Genomic DNA, 18,442 nt, shown 5'->3' on the forward strand with positions numbered 1-18,442 from the left:
GCGGTCCCGGATTCCAACCCCCCCGTCGGACGGATACCTCGGTCAGGAGGATGTGTCCTCGTCCTCGTCCTCACCGGATTCGGTGAGGACGGGCGAGCCGTGGTGGGACCAGAGCTTCCAGCCGTCCGGCGTGCGCCGGAACACATTGGTGGCCACGACGAGTTGGCCGACCAGCGGTCCGAGTGCGTTGCCGTCCTCCGCGGGACCGCCGCTGAGGATGTTCTCCGTGCAGGTCACCAGGGCCGTGTCGCCGGTCATCGAGATCCCGACATCGGTCAGGAAGAACTGGATGTACTCGGTGTTCGCCATGATCAGGGCGTAACTGCGCAACACCTCGCCGCGGCCGGTGAGCACCGGCCAGCCGGGGTGGACACAGGAGACGGTGAGGTCCTCGCCCGGCAGCCAGAGCCCGGAGAGCTCGTCGAAGTCGCCGCGCTCCATCGCCTCGTAGAAGGCGGTGTTGGCCTGCTCGACGGCCGCGATATCGGCGGCCGCCTCCGCGTGCTCGTCGCGGGGCCCGCTCACGCGGCTCCCTCGACGGCGCGGGCGACCCGTACGGCATCGGCCGTGGCCCGTACCTCGTGGACCCGGACGGCCCAGGCCCCGGAGCGGGCGGAGAGTGCGGAGATCGCCGCGGTGGCGGCGTCGCGTTCGCGGGCGGGCGGCGGTGCGGCGCCGTCGCCGGCCAGCACATGGCCGAGGAAGCGCTTGCGGGAGGCGGCGACCAACAGCGGGCGGCCCAGGACACGCAGCTCGTCGAGGTGGGCGACCAGTGAGAGGTCGTGGCCGGCGTCCTTGGCGAAGCCGAGGCCAGGGTCGATCACGATCCGTTCCGGGGCGACACCGCCCGCGATCACGGCGTCCATCCGCTCCCGCAGCTCCGCGACGACCTCGGCGACGACGTCCTCGTACACCGCCCGGCTGTTCATGGACTCGCTGAAGCCGCGCCAGTGCATCACGACGAACGGCGCGCCGGCCGCGGCGACGACCCCGACCATGTCCGGGTCGGCGAGGCCGCCGCTCACATCGTTGACCAGGGCGGCTCCGGCCGCGACCGACTCCTCGGCGACACGGGCCCGCATGGTGTCCACGGAGACCGTGACCCCTTCGGACGCCAGGCCCTTGACCACCGGGACCACGCGCCGCAGCTCCTCCGACGCGTCCACCCGGCTGGCGCCGGGGCGGGTCGACTCACCGCCGACATCGATCAGGTCGGCGCCCTCGGCGACCAGGTCGAGGCCGTGTTTGATCGCGGCCGTGGTGTCGAACCAGCGGCCGCCGTCGGAGAAGGAGTCCGGGGTCACATTGACAACACCCATGACCGCGCAGCGGTCCCATTCCGGCAGACCTTGGACCGTGCCTCGTCCACGCAACGTACTCATGCGACCAGCGTAGGCCCCGCACAGCGTGCTGTTACGCCGCGCGGGCGTGGTGCTCCTGGCTCGGCGCCAGGGTGTGCGCGCAGGGGCGCGGCCGCCGGCCCGGGAACCGGCGGGCGAGGGGGCGGGGCAGCGCCAGGCTCACGAAGCCCTCGGCCTGCATGGCCGCGAGGGAGATGCGGGGCAGGTCACGGGCGGTTCGGTAGACGACGAAGCGGGGCTCCCAGCGGGGCCGGAACTTGGCGTTGAACTTGTACAGCGACTCGATCTGGAACCAGCGCGACAGAAAGATCAGCAGTCCGCGCCAGGTCCGCAGCACCGGTCCCGCGCCCAGCTTCTCGCCGCGGGCGAGTGCCGAGCGGAACATCGCGAAGTTCAGCGAGACGTGCTCGACGGAGAGTCGGGAGGCGGCCTGCAGGGCGGCGACGATCAGCAGCTCGTTCATGCCCGGGTCGGCGGAGCGGTCGCGGCGCATCAGATCGAGGGACATGCCGTCCCTGCCCCACGGGACGAAGTGGAGTACGGCCTTCAGGTCGCCGTACGGGGAGTCGGCGGTGTGCTCGTCGGCCTTGTGGGCGGTGGCGATGACGCAGTCCCCGTCGGCCGGGTCGCCCATCCGGCCGAGTGCCATGGAGAAGCCGCGCTCGTTGTCGGTGCCGCGCCAGTCGGCGGCGGCCCGCCGGATGCGGGCCAGCTCGGCCTCGTCGATGTCGCGGACGCGCCGGACCCGGGTCTCGTAGCCAAGACGTTCAATGCGCTTCACCATCTGGCGTACGTTGCGCATCGCGCGCCCGGCGAGCGAGAAATCCGCGACATCCACCACCGCCTCGTCGCCGAGTTCCAGTGCGTCGAGTCCGGTTTCGCGGGTCCAGACCTCGCCGCCGGTCTCGCTGCAGCCCATCACAGCGGGGGTCCAGGAGTGGGCCTTGGCCTCGTCCATGAAGCGCTCGATGGCGCCGGGCCAGGCCTCCACGTCGCCTATTGGGTCGCCGCTCGCCAGCATCACCCCGGACACGACGCGGTAGCAGACGGCGGCCTTGCCGCTGGGGGAGAAGACGACACCCTTGTCGCGGCGGAGCGCGAAATGGCCGAGCGAGTCGCGCCCGCCGTGCTTCTCCAGCAGGGCGCGCAGCCGGACCTCGTCGTCCTCGGTGAGGCGGGCGGCCGGGTGCTCGGGGCGGAAGGCGAGGTAAATGGTGGTGACGGCGGTCAGCAGGCCAAGGGCGCCGAGCGAGTACGCCACGGTCCAAGAGGTGTCTCCGGCGTACTCGACGGGGCCCTCGAAGCCGAACAGCCCGTACAGCACGTGCTGGAGCCGGTCGGCGATGCTGGGGCTCCCCACGACCCGGCCGGAGTGGACGCTGACGATGATCAGGCCCAGGCCCAGTGAAGCCGCGCCGAGGAGCACGAAATTGGCCAGGGCCCGCCAGCGGCTCCTGGGGTCGGGGAGTGCGGCGAATTCACCGCGGTGGCGGACCAGCAGCAGGCAGAGCGCCAGTGAGACGAGCATGCCGGTGACCGAGTGCCGGTAGGCGAACTGTGCCAGCGCACCGGCCGGCAGCAGTACGACGGCCGCCCGCCAGGCCCGACGCTTGCGCCGCTTGAGGCCGTGGGCGAGGAGCAGCAGCAGGACGCCTGCGCTCAGGGAGAGGGCGGCGGCGAACGGCCCGAGGGCGCCGGGGAGCACCTCGGCGAGAGTATGCATCCGGCTGTGCCGGAAGCGTGGGAAAACGCCCGCGGCGACGTCGATCAGGCCGACGACGGTGCAGGCGGTACCGACCAGCGTCGGTACGGTTTCGGGGCGCGGGCCGCGTACGAACTTGCGTACAGGACTCGGAACCGATCCCGATTTATCCCCATCTAGCGTGACAGACATCGCTTCCCGTGGTTCCGCGAGAGATTTTTGAGTCCTTCGGCTGATGCCTTCCGGACGATGTGCGATCTGTAGGACGAGGCTTCCGGGGCGAGGGTTCACCCGCCGGCCGGAAAATTCCTGACAAGAAAGCTCACCCCCCATGGGTCTTACCAGCAACACATTTCTGGCCTTGGCCATCGTGCTGGCCGTGGTGTTCTTCGCCGCCACGGTCTGGCTCTGGCCGCGGCTGGCCCGGCGCAGCGTGTCCGCGGTGTTCGGCAGGGTCGGCCTGCTGCTGGCGACTCAGGTGACGGTCTTCGTCTCCGTCGGTCTTGTGGCCAACAACTCGTTCCTCTTCTACGGCTCCTGGGCCGATCTCTTCGGCCAGAAGCAGGATCTGGGCGTGGTCACGGACCACGCGGCCGGAACCTCGGCATCCAAGAACATCGTGCGGGTCGGGATACAACGGCCCGACGTGCCGGGCGGTTCGCGGCCCACGACGGGCGGCCGGATAGACAAGGTCGTGATCGCGGGGCGGAAGTCGAAGATCGAGAGTTCGGCGTATGTGTATCTGCCGCCGGAGTACTTCCAGCCGGCGTTCGCCCGCCGGAAGTTCCCCGCGGTCGTCGTCCTCACCGGCTACCCGGGCACCTCGGAGAACCTTCTGAAAGGCCTTCAATACCCGCGTACGGCCCACGAACGGGTGAAGGCCGGCCGGGCGCAGCCGATGATCCTGGTCATGCTGCGGCCGACGGTGGCGCCGCCGCGGGACACCGAGTGCGTGGACATAAAGGGCGGACCGCAGACCGAGACGTTCTTCGCCGAGGATCTGCCGCAGGCGGTCTCGGATGCGTACCGGGTCGGTAAGCTGGCTCGCAACTGGGGCATCATGGGCAATTCGACCGGCGGCTACTGTGCGCTGAAGATCGGGCTCCACCACCCGGACCGGTTCGCCGCGAGCGCCGGGCTCTCCGCGTACTACAAGGCGGCCGAGGACCCGACGACCGGCGACCTCTTCCATGGTGACCAGGGGGCGCGCAACCGCGCCGATCTGATGTGGAGCCTGGACAATCTGCCGCAGCCCGACTCGTCCTTCCTCGTCACGACCTCCAAGCGCGGCGAGGGGAACTACCGCACGACTCGGAAGTTCATAGCCAAGGTGAATCCGCCCGCCCAGGTCTCGTCGATCGTGCTCGACAGCGGCGGGCACAACTTCAACACCTGGCGGCGGGAGATCCCTTCGGCGCTGGACTGGATGAGCAGCCGCCTCAGCGAGAACTGAGACGGGCCCGGTCCCCGGTCCCCGGCCCGCATCCCGGCTCCCGGCTCACCGTGCGGCTGTCTTGGTGACGCTCTCCACCGTCTCGACAGCCACATCGGCACGCGGGACGTCCTGGGCGTCCGCGTCGATCGAGCGGCGCAACGCCTCATGGAGCCGGGCCGGGGTGAGCACGCCGAGGAAGCGGCCGTTGCTCTCCTTGTCGATGACCGCGATCCAGCCCGCGTCGTGCTGGAGCATGGTGGCGAACGCCTGCTTGAGCGGGGCGCCGACGGGCAGCCACGCCTCCATTCTGCGGGCGTGGGCGCGCACCGTGTCCTTGGCCCCGGTGGTGGAGCCGTCGGCCGGGATCCAGCCGTGCAGATTGTCCTCGCCGTCCAGCACGACGGCCCAGCGCGCCCCTTCGGCCCGCAGCCGCTCGGTCGCCCTCGCCAGGGAGTCGTCGAGGTGGACGACCGGCGGCTGGTCGAGGTCGCCCTCCTCGATGGGGGTCACGGAAAGCCGCTTGAGGCCGCGGTCGGCGCCGACGAAGTCCGCGACATAGGGGGTGGAGGGGGTGCCGAGCACGGTCGCCGGGGAGTCGAACTGTTCGATGGAGCCCTGTCCGTAGACGGCGATGCGGTCACCGAGCCGGACCGCTTCCTCGATGTCGTGCGTGACGAACAGCACGGTTTTACGGACCTGCGCCTGGAGTTTCAGGAATTCGTTCTGCAGCCGTTCCCGTACGACCGGGTCGACCGCGCCGAAGGGTTCGTCCATCAGTAGCACCGGCGGATCCGCGGCCAGTGCCCTTGCCACGCCCACGCGTTGACGCTGACCGCCGGAGAGCTGTTCCGGATAGCGGTCGCCATAAACGGAAGGATCAAGTCCGACAAGGTCGAGGAGTTCCGCCGCGCGCTCACGGCCCTTTCCCCGTTTCCAGCCGAGGAGGTGAGGAACGGTCGCGGTGTTTTCCAGGACCGTACGGTGCGGGAAGAGCCCCACCTGCTGGATCACATAGCCGATACGGCGGCGCAACCGGACGGGGTCGATGGCGGATATGTCGTCCCCGTCGAGGAATATCCGGCCCTCGGTCGGTTCGATCAACCGGTTCACCATCTTCATGGTGGTCGTCTTGCCGCAGCCCGATGGTCCGACGAGCGTGACCAGTTCACCCTCGGCGACCTCGAAGGAAAGGTCGTCGACGGCGGTGGTGCCGTCCGCGTACCGCTTGGTGACATGCTCGAAACGGATCATGATTCCCCATTGTCGCGCGTGTTCTGTGAAGGACATGTTGCTGGAATGCGCCGGCCTCGGCGATTGTCAGTGGTCGAGGATAGGGTCACCAGAACATCGGTACGAGGCGGTAATCGGAGGGGGGGACGGATGGCTGCCGCAGAGAACTGCATGGTGACGAACGACTGGATCTGCGGGGAGTATCTCCGTTCCCGCAGCCAGGAGTTGACCGATGCGACGGTCCAGCACATCTGGATCACCGCGGTCTCGGTGCTGGTCGGACTCCTGGTGGCCTTTCCGCTGGCGCTGCTCGCCCGCCGCAGCCGCCGCTTCGCCGGACCGGTCCTCGGGCTGACGACGGTGCTCTACACCGTGCCTTCGCTCGCCATGTTCTCGCTGCTGCTGCCGCTGTTCGGACTTTCCGCGGCACTGGTCGTCACCGGCCTGGTGCTGTATTCGCTGACCATTCTCGTACGGAACATCCTGGCGGGCCTCGAAGCGGTTCCGCAGGAGGCGAAGGAAGCCGCGAAGGGACTGGGGTACGGGCCGGTCCGGCTGCTGTGGGAGGTCGAACTCCCCCTTGCCGTGCCCGCGTTGATGGCCGGGGTGCGGATCGCGACGGTCTCGACCATCGCGCTGACGACGGTCGGATCGATCATCGGCAGGGGTGGCCTCGGCAACCTCATAGGGGACGCCCTGCCCAGCTTCTTCAAGGCCCAGGTGCTCACCGCCTCGGTCCTGTGCGTACTGCTCGCGGTCGTCGCGGATCTGCTGCTGCTGGGCCTCCAGCGGCTGCTGACCCCCTGGACCCGAATACGCACCACTCACGCGGGTGCGGTCGCGGGCGCCACGGCAAAGGCGGTCTGAACCATGGGAGTTCTCGGCGAGGCCTGGACCTGGCTCACCACCGGCGCCAACTGGTCGGGGGAGAGCGGGGCGGCCCACCGGCTCGGTGAGCATCTGTACGTCAGCGGCGTCGCGCTCGCCCTGGCCTGCGCCATAGCCCTGCCGATGGCGCTGTACCTCGGGCACATCGGGAAGGGAGGCGCGCTGGCCGTCAACATCTCCAATGTGGGGCGGGCGATCCCGGTCTTCGCGGTGCTGGCCCTCTTCATGGTCTCACCGCTGCGCAACGCCGGATATGTGCCGACGATCATCGCGCTGGTGCTGTTCGCCGTGCCGCCACTGCTGACCAACGCCTACGTCGGGATGACGGAGGTCGACCGGTCGGTGGTCGAGGCGGCGCGGGGCATGGGAATGTCCGGGGGCCAGCTCTTCGTACGGGTCGAACTCCCGCTGGCCTACCCGATGATCATGGCCGGGCTGCGCTCGGCCGCGGTCCAGGTGGTCGCCACGGCGACGATCGCCGCAATGGCCGGCCAGGGCGGTCTCGGCCGGATCATCACCGCCGGGTTCAACACGTACAACACGCCACAGGTGGTCGCGGGGGCGCTGCTGGTCGCCGTGCTCGCCCTGCTGGTGGAGGCGGTGCTGGTGGGCCTGGACCGGATGCTGTCACCGCTGCGCCGCCGCAGGACGGCATGACGGTGCCGCACGACCGCACGTCGGGCCCACACCACCGCATCTGCTCGATCCCCGGACCCCATCTCAAACAGACCCTGTTGCTGTGGACGGAGAACAACTCATGAGCAAGACCTCGCGAATAGCGGGCACGGTCATCGGCATGGTCGCGCTGGCCGGCTCGCTCGCCGCCTGCGGTGGCGACAGCCTGGAGAAGGACAAGGGGGGCTCGGCATCCTCCGGCGGCTCCGGCAAGAAGGGTTCGCTCGTCGTCGGCGCGGCCTCCTTCACCGAGTCCAAGGTGCTTGCGGAGCTGTACGCACAGATCCTGGGCGACGCCGGATACAGCACCTCGGTCACCACGGTGGCCAACCGGGAACTGTACGAACCGTCCCTGGAGAAGGGCGAGATCGATGTCGTCCCCGAATACGCCGCGACGATCGCCGAATTCCTCAATGCCAAGGTGAACGGGGCGAAGGAGGCCGAGAAGAAGCCCGTCGCCTCCGGTGACGCGGCCGCCACGGTCGCGGCGCTGGAGAAGCTCGCCACCCCGCGTGGACTGAAGGTGCTTCCGGCCGGTGAGGCCGTCGACCAGAACGCCTTCGCGGTGACCAAGGAATTCGCCGCCGGGAACAAGCTCAAGACCCTTTCGGATCTCGGCAGGTCGAAGGCCGAAGTGAAGATTGCGGCGGGCGACGAGTGCGAGGTGCGGCCGTTCTGCGCACCGGGCCTGAAGAAGACGTACGGCATCAATGTCACCGGCATCGACCCCAAGGGAGTCGGTACGCCGCAGTCCAAGCAGACCGTCAAGGACGGCAAGGATCAGCTGGTCCTCACCACCACCACCGACGCGGTGCTGGACAGCTACGGCCTGGTGTTCCTGGAGGACGACAAGAAGCTCCAGAACGCGGACAACGTTCTGCCGGTCGTCAATGCCAAGGACGCGGGTTCCCCGGGCATTGCCGACGCACTCGGCAAGGTCACCAAGGCCCTCACGACCGAGGATCTGGCGGAACTGAACCGCAAGGTCGACGCCGAGCGCGCAAAGCCCGCCGATGTGGCCAGGGACTATCTGCAGTCGAAGGGCCTCATCAAGAAGTAGGACCGACCGGCAAATCGGGGGCCGCCAGGTAACCGGCCGGGAACAGATTCGCGGGCGGCCGCCCAAGCGCCCCGTACACACGGTAAATTTCAGGCCATGCCACGTGGACGTCATCGCCATTCGCCACCTCTGCACAGAATCCTTCCGCCTTCGGCCGTCGTCGGAGTCTCGATCCTCTGTGCCGCGGGCGCCTGGATGCTCGCCGAGCCCTTGGTCCTGCGCGGTCTGGTGGCCGCCTCGGCGGCCGCTGCCGTGACCGGTGCGTATCTGATGCGCAGCTGGGACCGGGAAGCGGGCCGTCGTGTCGCGGAGCTGACGCGTGCCCGCGCCGGCGACGAATCGCGGGCCGAGGAGCGCACGGCCGAGCTGGAGGCCGACCTGGAGGAGTCGCGGGAGCTGCGCGTACGGCTGGAGACGAAGCTGCGCCGCAAGCGTGTGGAGCTCGCGGGTCTGCGCGGGGAGCACGCCGCGCTGCTGCGGCGGTACGCCAACGCCGAGACCGAGCGGGCCAGCGCGCTGGAGGGCCGCAGGCAGCTCGCGCTCGAAGCCGCCGCCCCCCGGGAGCTGCCCGCCGCACGCAGCACACCGACACCGTCCGCCTATCTGCGCGCCGCCCAGGCGCTGGAGGACCTCTCGCGCAACCGGGCACTCCAGGAGTCGCGCCGTACCGCCGGGCAGGCCGGGAAGCGGGATCTCGCGGAGCGGGCCCGGGAGGCGCAGGAGCGGCAGGGGAAGCACGCGGCGTCCGCGGACGCGTCCGCGGCGCAGCACCTCGGCCCGCCGAACGCCCTTCCCGCGACCCGGCCGTCCGCCGCGCTGCCCGCGGCGCGCACCGTGCCGGCCGCCAGCGCCGTCGCTCCGTACGCGGCGCCCCGCCGTCATCCGGTGCCGCAGGGCAGCTTCGACTTCTTCGGTACGCAGAAGGCGCGCGCCGCGATCGAGTCCGTGCAGAACGAGGACCTCGCGGACGTGGTGGGCGAGGAGGCGCTGGCCGCGCACCGCACGGGCACGGCCGAGAACCGGGCCGTCGGCAAGGTCATCGACCTGACCGCGCACGACGAGACCGAGCAGCTGGACCTGGTGGAGCTGCGCAGCGCGATCTCGTAGCCGCGCAGGCGCTGTGTGGGCCGGCCCGGGTGTCGGCCTACTTGTCGATGTCGCCGACGACGAAGAAGAGCGAGCCCAGGATCGCCACCATGTCGGCGACCAGTGTGCCCGGCAGCAGCTCGGTGAGTGCCTGGATGTTGTTGTACGAGGCGGAGCGGAGCTTCAGCCGGTACGGGGTCTTCTCGCCCTTGGACACCAGGTAGTAGCCATTGATGCCGAGCGGATTCTCGGTCCAGGCGTAGGTGTGGCCCTCGGGGGCCTTCAGCACCTTGGGCAGCCGCTGGTTGATCGGGCCGGGTGCGAGGCCTGCCAACCGGTCCACGCAGGCGTCCGCCAGATCCAGGGCATTGTGAGTCTGTTCCAGCAGGCACTCGAAGCGGGCCAGGCAGTCGCCCTCGGTGCGGGTGACGACCTTGAGGGTGTCCTGGAGCTCCCCGTACGCGAGATACGGCTCGTCGCGCCGCAGATCGAAGTCGACGCCCGAGGCGCGGGCGATCGGCCCGGACACCCCGTACGCGTGGACGGTCCCGGCGGACAGCACGCCCACACCGCGGGTACGGCCCCGGAAGATCTCGTTTCCGAGCACCAGGTCGTCGTACACGTCCATCCGGGACCGGACCGAGGCGACGGTGTCCCGGACACGGCCGAGCCAGCCCGCGGGGAGGTCCTCCTTGAGGCCGCCGACCCGGTTGAACATGTAGTGCATCCGGCCGCCGGAGACCTCCTCCATCACGGCCTGGAGCTCCTCCCGCTCGCGGAACGCGTAGAACACCGGGGTGATCCCGCCGAGTTCGAGCGGGTACGAACCGAGGAACATCAGATGGTTCAGGACCCGGTTCAGCTCGGCCAGCAGGGTGCGCGTCCAGACCGCGCGCTCCGGGACCTCCATGCCGAGCATGCGCTCGACGGCCATCACGACGCCCAGCTCGTTGGAGAACGCCGACAGCCAGTCGTGGCGGTTGGCGAGCATCACGATCTGCCGGTAGTCGCGGGCCTCGAACAGTTTCTCCGCGCCGCGGTGCATGTAGCCGATGACCGGTTCGGCGTGCTGGATGCGTTCGCCGTCGAGGACGATGCGCAGACGGAGCACGCCGTGGGTGGAGGGGTGCTGGGGGCCGATGTTGAGCACCATGTCGGTGCTCTCCGCTGCGCCGCCGATGCCGACTGTCGTCTCCGTCATACGGCCAGTATTCCCTGAGCGTCCGGGGCTCCGCCCCGGGCCTCGCGCCGCAATCGCCGGCGGGGCCGGTTCTTCAGCCCCGTCGTTGCATCAGCCAGCCGAAGTCGCCCAGGCCGCCCCGGGCCGTCAGCTCCGCTGCCTCGCCCGCCGAGGCGAGGGCCCGTACGTATCCGGCGGGGTCGGTCGAGGCCAGGGTCAGTGGTGGGCGCTCGCCGTTGATGCCGAGGTTTCGCAGCGCCTCGCGCTGCGTCAGCACCGCGGGCGGTGCGTCGGCCCCGGCGTCCACCGCCGCCGCGCACGCGTCCAGCGCCACGTGCGAGGTGAGATCGCAGCTGCCGTCCGGCACCGGCCGCACCTCGCGGCCGGACCGGAAGCCGGTCAGGGTGCCGAAGGGGGGCCTTGCCTCCCGTACGTGGGCGTAGTCCACCGCCACCGCGAGCCCCCCGGACAGCGTGGACACCGCCCGTGCCCAGGCCTCGTCGCGTGGGCGGCCGATCTCCGCGCGGCTGCCCGGCCCGGCCGACGGCCACCAGCGGCGCAGCCACTCGGCGTCGGCCCCGGTCACCGGCTCGCCCAGCCGTTCCGTACCGTCCGCCGTCCGGACGAGGACATACCGCTCGACGCCGTCCGCGTCGGTCTCGGCGACCTCGGTCGGGACGTTGTCCAGCCACTCGTTGGCGAACAACAGGCCGTGCGTCCCCGGCGGCGGTTCGGCGCACCACTCGATCCCGGGGTCCAGACCGGCCGGGCGGGCGGCGATCTCCACGGCGTACGCCCGTACGGCGAGACCGTCGGCGCCCACGGCCGGCAGCGCAGCCAGCACCCCCGTCAGCAGTTCGCCCCGCCCCGCCCCCAGGTCCACCAGGTCGACCGAGTCGGTGCCCAGCTCCCGTGCCGTTGCGACCAGCAGCCGGGCGACGGCGGAGGCGAACAGCGGGGATGCGTGGACGGAGGTACGGAAGTGGCCCGCCGGTCCCTCGGGGCTCCGGTAGAACCCCCCGTCTCCGTACAAAGCGGTCTCTGCCGCCTCCTGCCACCCACGCCACTCATCCATCACGTTTCCAAGTCTCCACCTTGGGGAGTACGGTCCCAGCAACTGGATCGGCCCTTCGGCTGACTCATGCACCCACCGCCTGTCCCTACGCTGGGTTACGTGCAGCGCCTCTACGACTTCATCCGCAGACACCCGACGGGCGTCGACTGCTTCTGGGCTGTCTTCCTCCTCGGGCTCTCCGGCGTGTCGATAGTGGCCGGCCACGCCGGCCGGACCAGCACGGAGCGCATCGCCACAGTGCCGATCGTCATCGGCCTCTGCCTTGTCGTCGCACTGCGCCGACGAGCACCCGAGAAGATGCTGCTGCTCGCCGGGGCGCTGGGCGTCGCACAACTCGTGTTCGGTGTCGCACCGAACGTCGCGAACTTCGCCATGCTGCTGATCACCTTCACCGTGGCCACCGTCGGGGAGCGCTGGGCGTCCCGGCTCGCACTGGTCTGCAGCCTGAGCGCGGCCGGTCTCTCCCAACTGCGCTGGCCGCAGAACGGACCGGAGAGCAGCTGGCCCCAGCAGGTCTTCGTCGGCATGGTGATGACCGTGCCGTTCGTGCTCGCCTGGGTGCTCGGCGACTCGATGCGGACCCGGCGCGCCTACTTCAGCCAGCTGGAGGAGCGTGCGGCCCGGCTGGAGCGGGAGCGCGAGGCGCAGTCGAAGGTCGCGGTGGCCGCCGAGCGGGCCCGTATCGCCCGCGAACTCCACGATGTCGTCGCGCACAACGTCTCGGTGATGGTGGTGCAGGCCGACGGTGCGGCGTACGTCATGGACGCGGCCCCCGACCAGGCCCGGCAGGCCCTGGAGACCATCTCCAGCACCGGCAGGCAGGCCCTCGCCGAGATGCGGCGGCTGCTCGGGGTGCTGCGGACCGGTGACACCAAGGAGAGCGGGGAGTACGTCCCGCAGCCCGACGTCGAGCAGATCGAAGACCTCGTCGAGCAGGTCAGGCAGACCGGCCTGGTGGTGGACTTCAAGGTCGAGGGCACCCCGCGCCCGCTGCCCAGCGGGGTCGAGCTGACCGCATACCGCATCGTGCAGGAGGCCCTGACCAACACCCGCAAGCACGGCGGCCCGGACGCCGGGGCCAGTGTGCGGCTGGTCTACTTCGACGACGGGCTCGGGCTGCTGGTCGAGGACGACGGGCGGGGTGCGGCGCACGAGCTGTACGAGGACGGCGGCGCCGACGGCGCGGGCCACGGAATGATCGGTATGCGCGAGCGGGTCGGCATGGTCGGCGGCACGCTGGACGCCGGGCCGCGGCCCGGCGGCGGGTTCCGGATCAGCGCACTGCTGCCGCTCAAGCCGGCCCAATAGATCTTCGGATTTTTTGCAGGACAGACAGGAGACAGGACACCTCATGGCGATCCGCGTGATGCTCGTCGACGACCAGGTGCTGCTGCGCACCGGCTTCCGGATGGTGCTCGCCGCCCAGCCGGACATGGAGGTCGTGGCCGAGGCCGGCGACGGCGCGGAGGCGATCGAGAACCTGCGCTCCACCGCCGTCGATGTGGTGCTGATGGACGTCCGGATGCCGAGGCTGGACGGCGTCGAGGCCACCCGTCGCATCTGCGCGCAGCCGGATGCGCCCAAGGTGCTCATCCTGACCACGTTCGACCTCGACGAGTACGCCTTCTCCGGGCTGAAGGCCGGGGCCAGCGGCTTCATGCTCAAGGATGTGCCGCCCGCCGAACTGCTCGCCGCCATCCGCTCCGTGCACAGCGGCGACGCCGTCGTCGCCCCGTCCACCACCCGCCGGCTCCTCGACCGCTTCTCATCGTTGCTGCCGAGCGGCAACACCGAACCGCAGCACAAGGGCATCGGCAGGCTCACCGAACGCGAACGCGAAGTGATGCTGCTGGTCGCGCAAGGCCTGTCGAACGGCGAGATCGCGGCCCGCCTGGTGCTCTCCGAGGCGACTGTGAAGACGCACGTGGGCCGCATCCTCACCAAGCTGAGCCTGCGCGACCGGGTGCAGGTCGTCGTCCTCGCGTACGAGACGGGGCTGGTCCGGGCAGGCGGCGGCGGGGTGGGCTGACCCATGTGCCGGTCGGTCTGAATCGGCGGCTGCCCAGCAGCGTGGTCTGCGACCCCGAGCACGTCGGGTTTGGGCTGCACCGGATGCTGCCGCCCGGACTGCGCGGTGACTTCCAGGACCTGACGGCCTGGCGCGACGGCGTACGCGAGGTGCTGGAACTGGCCTTGCGGCATCACCCCGGGCAGGTGGTCGTCCCGATGACGCTCGTCGACCCCGGCTACTTCGCCGAGATCATCGGGCGGCTGCGCGACGACGGGCACACGGTGCACCACTTCGCGTTGCTCGCCGAGCGGGCCACGGTGCTGCGCCGGCTGAGCGAACGCGGGCTCGTGCGCGGGCTGAAGCGGGAGAGCTTTGCCGTACGGAAACTGGATCACTGCCTGGAGCGGCTCGCGGAGCCGGAGTTCGCCGAGCACCTCCACACCGACCGGCTGACGATCCCGCAGGTCGCCGACCGGATCGCCGGATCGGCGGGGCTGACCGTGCTGCCGGACCGGGACAGCGCGCTGCGGCACCGGGTGCGGCGTACCTGGACGGGGATCAAGCACATCCGCTTCGACTGAACCGACCGCGGCTCAGCGCAGGATGCCCTCCAGGAAGTCGCTGCCGAGCCGTGCCACCACGGTCAGGTCCAGCTGGTGCAGCACGTACCGGCCGCGCCTTCGGGTGGTGACCAGGCCCGCCTTCTTCAGCACCGTGAGATGCCGGGAGACCTCGGGCGCCGTGACGCTGTGCGAATCGGCGAGTTCACCGGTCGTGTACGCCGAACGGGCGAGGTGACGGCACAGCCTCATCCGCATCGGGTGTGCCAGCGCGTCCATCCGTAGCTGGAGCAGCTCCACGGAGGCGGGGGAGGGCAGCTCGGGGTGGTGCACCGGGTAGTGGATCACGGGACGCCAGCCCGGTGCGTGCAGCAGGTTCAGGTGCGGCCAGCCGAAGGTGGACGGGATGAGGGTGAGCCCGGGGCCGGCGGCCGGGGCGGCCGCGTTGGTACGGCCCTCGAGCAGCTTGTCGGCGCTGATCCGGGTCCCGGCCTCGTCGAGCGACAGCGCCGTGGACACCGCGCCTATCGCCTCGCCGAGCCCCTTGCGACGCAGCAGATCAGTCTTGTGCCGGGCGTCGGCGACCAGCTGGACCTGCACCCGCCGCCAGGTGTCGGCGAAGAATGCCTGGTCGCAGTCCTCGAAGAGGCGTCGGATCCAGCGGCGTACGGAGGCGGGGTCGGCCAGCAGTTGCTTGGTGAACTCCACCTGCCGGGGGCCGCGCGTCGCCGCCAGGTCCAGGGCGCGGGCGCGCATTGTCGCGTTGCTGAGCGGGGAGGGCGCGCCCATCCCGTACAGCTTGGAACAGGTGAACTCCAGGGCGGCGGAGACGAACCGCTCGTCGTCCAGCCGGTCGAGGATGTCCAGGTCCTCGGCGAGGTTCGCCCCCGTCCTGCCGTTGCCGCCGCAGACCCCGGCGAACGGCAAGAAGATGTCCGAGAACGTGTTGCGCCACAGGAACTCGGCCTCGTGCAGCCGGTCGGCGAGATCGGGCTCCAGCGCGCTGGCGGTCGCCGTCGCCCAGCCGTGCAGGCCCGGGTGGTGCCCCGGCTCGGAGAGGGCGTGCAGGACCAGCCCCAGCTCGGCGAGGGGAGAGGTCTCGAAAACGATGCGCTCGGGCGCCAGCCCCGCGATGTCGATGTGCACGCTCACCCCTCCATAGTGCGGCGTGAGCGCTGAAGGCCACGCGCCGTTTGACGGTGGTCGTCAATCGACGGGCCGGACGAGCCGGGACCGGCCCACGCTGAGGCCATGGACGCCATTCAGCAGCACATGATCGACAGCCATCGCGCAGCTCAGCACGGGGAACTGCCGCCGCCACTGCCGGGCCGGCACGACTGGTCCGTGCTGCGGGCCGTCCGTGACCACTACCGCCGCAAATGGTCCGCCCGGTCCGGCGATTCCAGCCCGCCCGGCGCCTGAGGGCGGAACCGTCCGGGCGGGGCCCGGGGGCAGACGTGCCCGGCGCCCCGGCCGGCCCGGACAGTCCCCGCCAAGACGTGTCCGGCGCCCCCGGTCGGCCCGGCCGGCCCCCGCTAAGCCAGCCGCTTCACGAACTCCCCCACCGCCGCCCGTACATCTCCCGCCGTCCACTCCAGCCCTTCCCGCCCCACCGTGACCTCGGTGAGCGACACCCCAGGCGGCCCGGCAGCCGCGGGGTGCCAGGTACGGAAGAGCGCCACGCCCGTCTCCTCCGCCTGCCGCACCGACGCCTCCGTCAGGACATCCGCCTCGTACGGCAGCCACACCTGGAACTGGTGCGTGTGCGGCGGCTCCGGATGCACCCGGAACCAACCGACGCCCGCCGCCGAGAAGCCCTCGGCCAGCGCCCCGGCCACCACCTTCGCCTGTGCCACGTACGAAGGCAGCTGCGGCAGCTCCTGGTCCAGGCCGATCAGGGCGGCGAGCGCCGCCGGGAACTGCTGGAAGAGCTGCCCGCCGTACCGGTGGCGCCAGGTGCGGGCCTCCTCGATCAGCGACTCGGGACCGGCCAGCGCGGCCCCCGAGATTCCGCCGAGCGTCTTGTAGAACGACACATACACACTGTCCGCGAGCGCCGCGATCTCCGGCAGCTCCCGCCCGAAATGGGGGGCGCACTCCCACAGTCGCGCGCCATCGAAGTGCACCGCCGCATCGCGTTCCCGCGCGGCCGCCACCACGGCCTCCAGCTCCTCCCACGTCGGCAGGACGAAACCGGCATCGCGCAACGGCAGCTCCAGCATCAACGTGCCGAACGGCTCGGCGAAGTCATGGATCTCCTGTGCCGTGGGCAACCGGGGCTCGGACGTCGGATGGACGGTACGCAGCCCGCTCACGGCCCCCAGCGCGCCGCGCTCGTGCATCTCGGGGTGGGCGAGCGGATGCAACGCCACCGTGGAGTTGGAGGTCTGCCCCGCCCAGCAGCGCAGCGCGACCTGCTGCGCCATCGTCCCGGTCGGGAAGAACGCGGCGGCCTCCATGCCCAGTAGGTCCGCGATACGGTTCTCCAGCTCGGCGACGACTCCATCGCCGTATATGTCCGCAGGGCGGTCGAGATCGGTGACCGCCCCGGCCCCCGCCGCCAGCTCGGCCAGCCGTTCACCGAGCGGGAGGTGCATGGGCGGCCTGATCAGGACCCGCTCGGCCGCGCGCCAGGCGTTCATCCTGCGCAGACGCTGCGCATCCCCCTTCGACTGCTCCGGCCCCTCCACGTCGCTCCGCGCCCCGTCCTGCGGCTGCCGCTGTCGTGCCTGCTCATCCGTGTCAGCCATGTCTGTCATGGGACGATCATCACGCAGAGCGCAGCTCGGGCCCGCACGATTTCCGGGCCCACCCGGGCCCGGTGCCATGCCCCCGCCCACACTTTTCCCACAGGCTGTGGACAGCCAGGAACTCGGACGAAACGCTGGCGTAGCATGCAGAGAAATCGTCCGGTACCCCCCGCGGACTGGAACGGAAGGCCACCGCCGCGTGAATGCAACAACCCCCAAGGAGCCCCTCGACGCGAGGGACCGCCCCGCCCGCCTCACGGTCGGCGTCGTGGGCGCGGGCCGCGTCGGCCCCGCTCTCGCCGCGTCCCTGCAGCTCGCCGGACACCGGCCGGTAGCCGTGTCGGGCGTCTCCGACGCGTCCGTGCGCAGGGCTGCCGCCCTGCTCCCCGACGTACCGCTGGTGCCGCCCGCCGAGGTCCTCGCGCGCGCCGAGCTGGTGCTGCTGACCGTCCCCGACGACGCCCTGCCCGGCCTCGTCGAGGGCCTCGCCGGGACCGGCGCGGTGCGGCCGGGTCAGCTGATCGTCCACACGTCGGGGCGGTACGGAACGAAGGTGCTGGACCCGGCTCTGCGGGCCGGCGCCCTCCCGCTCGCCCTGCACCCGGCGATGACGTTCACCGGCACCTCCGTCGACGTCCAGCGGCTGGCCGGCTGCTCCTTCGGCGTGACCGCACCCGAGGAGCTGCGGCTCGCGGCCGAGGCGCTGGTCATCGAGATGGGCGGCGAGCCCGAATGGATCGCGGAGGAGTCCCGCCCGCTCTACCACGCGGCGCTCGCCCTCGGCGCGAACCACCTGGTCACCCTGGTCGCCCAGTCGATGGAGCTGTTGCGTACGGCCGGGGTCGCCGCCCCCGACCGGATGCTCGGCCCCCTCCTCGGCGCCGCGCTCGACAATGCCCTGCGCTCCGGCGACGCCGCGCTGACCGGCCCTGTGGCCCGGGGCGACGCGGGTACGGTCGCCGCGCACATCGGCGAGCTGCGCAGGCACGCTCCGCAGGCTGTGGCCGGCTATGTCGCGATGGCCCGCGCCACCGCCGACCGCGCACTCGCCCACGGCATGCTCAAGCCGGAACTGGCCGAGGACCTGCTCGGAGTCCTGGCCGACGGCGGCGGCGCCACGGGCGGCACCGGATCACAGGAGCCCCGATGACAAACAGGACCGGCAGGACCGGCACCACCCACACGCCGCATCCCGCCCCACCCGGCACCGCCCCCGCGGCCACCCTTCTGCGTACGGCCGCCGAACTCGACGCGTTCGCCCCCCTCAAAGGGCAGCGGGCCGTCGTCATGACCATGGGCGCCCTGCACGAGGGCCACGCCACCCTGATCCGTACCGCACGCGAGGCCGCGGGCCCGGACGGCCAGGTCGTCGTCACCGTCTTCGTCAACCCGCTCCAGTTCGGCGAGGCCGCCGACCTGGAGCGCTACC

Annotated in this window: 19 protein-coding genes; 11 read left to right on the forward strand and 8 right to left on the reverse strand. The window is 70.8% G+C overall.

The genetic code is table 11. From position 1 onward, the window contains the following. Positions 1 to 42: 42 nt before the first annotated feature. The 3 genes from ABTZ94_RS18875 to ABTZ94_RS18885 are packed head-to-tail and all read right to left on the reverse strand — an operon-like array spanning position 43 to position 3,255. Positions 43 to 525: a nuclear transport factor 2 family protein gene (locus ABTZ94_RS18875; RefSeq protein ID WP_351202188.1), complete on the reverse strand. Its 483-nt coding sequence runs from the start codon at positions 523 to 525 to the stop codon at positions 43 to 45. After that, on the reverse strand, positions 522 to 1,382 hold the full coding sequence (gene folP, locus ABTZ94_RS18880; RefSeq protein WP_502967267.1) for a dihydropteroate synthase: 861 nt from the start codon (positions 1,380 to 1,382) through the stop codon (positions 522 to 524). Before folP ends, ABTZ94_RS18875 begins: the two co-directional genes overlap by 4 nt. A 31-nt stretch (positions 1,383 to 1,413) precedes the next feature. Beyond that, a complete protein-coding gene (locus ABTZ94_RS18885; RefSeq protein ID WP_351202189.1) occupies positions 1,414 to 3,255 on the reverse strand; it encodes a phosphatidylglycerol lysyltransferase domain-containing protein in 1,842 nt (613 codons plus the stop codon). 139 nt (positions 3,256 to 3,394) lie between these two features. Here ABTZ94_RS18885 and ABTZ94_RS18890 point away from each other — a divergent pair, with 139 nt between their 5' ends. Beyond that, positions 3,395 to 4,516: an alpha/beta hydrolase gene (locus ABTZ94_RS18890; RefSeq protein WP_351202190.1), complete on the forward strand. Its 1,122-nt coding sequence runs from the start codon at positions 3,395 to 3,397 to the stop codon at positions 4,514 to 4,516. 45 nt (positions 4,517 to 4,561) lie between these two features. Here the strand turns inward: ABTZ94_RS18890 and ABTZ94_RS18895 are convergent, their stop codons facing one another. Further along, on the reverse strand, positions 4,562 to 5,749 hold the full coding sequence (locus ABTZ94_RS18895; protein WP_351202191.1) for an ABC transporter ATP-binding protein: 1,188 nt from the start codon (positions 5,747 to 5,749) through the stop codon (positions 4,562 to 4,564). A 129-nt stretch (positions 5,750 to 5,878) separates the two neighbouring features. Here ABTZ94_RS18895 and ABTZ94_RS18900 point away from each other — a divergent pair, with 129 nt between their 5' ends. The 4 genes from ABTZ94_RS18900 to ABTZ94_RS18915 all read left to right on the forward strand — a co-directional run bounded on the left by ABTZ94_RS18900 (position 5,879) and on the right by ABTZ94_RS18915 (position 9,458). Then, on the forward strand, positions 5,879 to 6,595 hold the full coding sequence (locus tag ABTZ94_RS18900) for an ABC transporter permease (RefSeq protein WP_351202192.1): 717 nt from the start codon (positions 5,879 to 5,881) through the stop codon (positions 6,593 to 6,595). A gap of 3 nt (positions 6,596 to 6,598) precedes the next feature. Further along, the gene (locus ABTZ94_RS18905; RefSeq protein WP_351202193.1) at positions 6,599 to 7,273 is read left to right on the forward strand and encodes an ABC transporter permease; all 675 of its coding nucleotides are present in this window, start codon (positions 6,599 to 6,601) and stop codon (positions 7,271 to 7,273) included. Positions 7,274 to 7,373: 100 nt separating this feature from the next. Next, on the forward strand, positions 7,374 to 8,351 hold the full coding sequence (locus ABTZ94_RS18910; protein WP_351202194.1) for an ABC transporter substrate-binding protein: 978 nt from the start codon (positions 7,374 to 7,376) through the stop codon (positions 8,349 to 8,351). 96 nt (positions 8,352 to 8,447) lie between these two features. After that, positions 8,448 to 9,458, forward strand: a complete 1,011-nt coding sequence (locus ABTZ94_RS18915) for a hypothetical protein (protein ID WP_351202195.1) — start codon at positions 8,448 to 8,450, stop codon at positions 9,456 to 9,458. A 37-nt stretch (positions 9,459 to 9,495) separates the two neighbouring features. Here ABTZ94_RS18915 and ABTZ94_RS18920 read toward each other — a convergent pair whose 3' ends face one another. Continuing rightward, entirely contained in the window at positions 9,496 to 10,638 is a 1,143-nt protein-coding gene (locus tag ABTZ94_RS18920; protein ID WP_351202196.1) for an NADH-quinone oxidoreductase subunit D, read from the reverse strand. Between the two features lie 73 nt (positions 10,639 to 10,711). Next, a complete protein-coding gene (locus tag ABTZ94_RS18925) occupies positions 10,712 to 11,695 on the reverse strand; it encodes an SAM-dependent methyltransferase (protein WP_351202197.1) in 984 nt (327 codons plus the stop codon). Between the two features lie 96 nt (positions 11,696 to 11,791). Here ABTZ94_RS18925 and ABTZ94_RS18930 point away from each other — a divergent pair, with 96 nt between their 5' ends. Genes ABTZ94_RS18930 through ABTZ94_RS18940 form a run of 3 tightly spaced genes read left to right on the forward strand, consistent with a single transcriptional unit; the run spans position 11,792 to position 14,284 of the window. After that, positions 11,792 to 13,000: a sensor histidine kinase gene (locus tag ABTZ94_RS18930; RefSeq protein ID WP_351202198.1), complete on the forward strand. Its 1,209-nt coding sequence runs from the start codon at positions 11,792 to 11,794 to the stop codon at positions 12,998 to 13,000. A 43-nt stretch (positions 13,001 to 13,043) separates the two neighbouring features. Next, positions 13,044 to 13,721 carry a response regulator gene (locus tag ABTZ94_RS18935; protein ID WP_351202199.1) on the forward strand — a complete coding sequence of 226 codons (678 nt, stop codon included), beginning with the start codon at positions 13,044 to 13,046 and terminating at the stop codon, positions 13,719 to 13,721. Between the two features lie 5 nt (positions 13,722 to 13,726). Further along, positions 13,727 to 14,284 (forward strand): ATP-binding protein, encoded by a 558-nt coding sequence (locus ABTZ94_RS18940; RefSeq protein ID WP_351202200.1) that lies wholly within the window; start codon positions 13,727 to 13,729, stop codon positions 14,282 to 14,284. 12 nt (positions 14,285 to 14,296) lie between these two features. On the opposite strand, the gene ABTZ94_RS18945 is transcribed toward ABTZ94_RS18940, so the two are convergent. After that, the gene (locus tag ABTZ94_RS18945; protein WP_351202206.1) at positions 14,297 to 15,409 is read right to left on the reverse strand and encodes a DUF5937 family protein; all 1,113 of its coding nucleotides are present in this window, start codon (positions 15,407 to 15,409) and stop codon (positions 14,297 to 14,299) included. Positions 15,410 to 15,514: 105 nt separating this feature from the next. Between ABTZ94_RS18945 and ABTZ94_RS18950 the strand changes: the two genes are divergently transcribed. Then, positions 15,515 to 15,685 carry a hypothetical protein gene (locus ABTZ94_RS18950; protein ID WP_351202201.1) on the forward strand — a complete coding sequence of 57 codons (171 nt, stop codon included), beginning with the start codon at positions 15,515 to 15,517 and terminating at the stop codon, positions 15,683 to 15,685. A 113-nt stretch (positions 15,686 to 15,798) separates the two neighbouring features. Here the strand turns inward: ABTZ94_RS18950 and ABTZ94_RS18955 are convergent, their stop codons facing one another. Beyond that, the gene (locus ABTZ94_RS18955; protein ID WP_502967268.1) at positions 15,799 to 17,022 is read right to left on the reverse strand and encodes a threonine aldolase family protein; all 1,224 of its coding nucleotides are present in this window, start codon (positions 17,020 to 17,022) and stop codon (positions 15,799 to 15,801) included. Positions 17,023 to 17,212: 190 nt separating this feature from the next. On the opposite strand from ABTZ94_RS18955, the gene ABTZ94_RS18960 reads away from it, so the two are divergent. Together ABTZ94_RS18960 and ABTZ94_RS18965 are read left to right on the forward strand one after the other, a co-directional pair. Beyond that, positions 17,213 to 18,163 (forward strand): Rossmann-like and DUF2520 domain-containing protein, encoded by a 951-nt coding sequence (locus ABTZ94_RS18960; protein WP_351202202.1) that lies wholly within the window; start codon positions 17,213 to 17,215, stop codon positions 18,161 to 18,163. After that, positions 18,160 to 18,442, forward strand: a 283-nt coding sequence (locus ABTZ94_RS18965) for a pantoate--beta-alanine ligase (RefSeq protein WP_351202203.1), incomplete at its 3' end; no start/stop codon positions are given. The genes ABTZ94_RS18960 and ABTZ94_RS18965, both read left to right, overlap by 4 nt.

The organism is Streptomyces sp. NPDC002785, assembly GCF_040295565.1.
Lineage (GTDB): Bacteria > Actinomycetota > Actinomycetes > Streptomycetales > Streptomycetaceae > Streptomyces.

Bases quoted from the DNA above. Each gene is read 5' to 3' on its own strand.
- ABTZ94_RS18905 (WP_351202193.1), top strand. From the start codon at position 6,599: ATGGGAGTTCTCGGCGAGGCCTGGACCTGGCTCACCACCGGCGCCAAC.
- ABTZ94_RS18900 (WP_351202192.1), top strand. From the start codon at position 5,879: ATGGCTGCCGCAGAGAACTGCATGGTGACGAACGACTGGATCTGCGGG.
- ABTZ94_RS18920 (WP_351202196.1), bottom strand. From the start codon at position 10,638: ATGACGGAGACGACAGTCGGCATCGGCGGCGCAGCGGAGAGCACCGAC.
- ABTZ94_RS18885 (WP_351202189.1), bottom strand. From the start codon at position 3,255: ATGTCTGTCACGCTAGATGGGGATAAATCGGGATCGGTTCCGAGTCCT.
- ABTZ94_RS18910 (WP_351202194.1), top strand. From the start codon at position 7,374: ATGAGCAAGACCTCGCGAATAGCGGGCACGGTCATCGGCATGGTCGCG.
- ABTZ94_RS18955 (WP_502967268.1), bottom strand. From the start codon at position 17,022: ATGACAGACATGGCTGACACGGATGAGCAGGCACGACAGCGGCAGCCG.
- ABTZ94_RS18890 (WP_351202190.1), top strand. From the start codon at position 3,395: ATGGGTCTTACCAGCAACACATTTCTGGCCTTGGCCATCGTGCTGGCC.
- ABTZ94_RS18950 (WP_351202201.1), top strand. From the start codon at position 15,515: ATGGACGCCATTCAGCAGCACATGATCGACAGCCATCGCGCAGCTCAG.
- ABTZ94_RS18895 (WP_351202191.1), bottom strand. From the start codon at position 5,749: ATGATCCGTTTCGAGCATGTCACCAAGCGGTACGCGGACGGCACCACC.
- ABTZ94_RS18935 (WP_351202199.1), top strand. From the start codon at position 13,044: ATGGCGATCCGCGTGATGCTCGTCGACGACCAGGTGCTGCTGCGCACC.
- folP (WP_502967267.1), bottom strand. From the start codon at position 1,382: ATGAGTACGTTGCGTGGACGAGGCACGGTCCAAGGTCTGCCGGAATGG.
- ABTZ94_RS18915 (WP_351202195.1), top strand. From the start codon at position 8,448: ATGCCACGTGGACGTCATCGCCATTCGCCACCTCTGCACAGAATCCTT.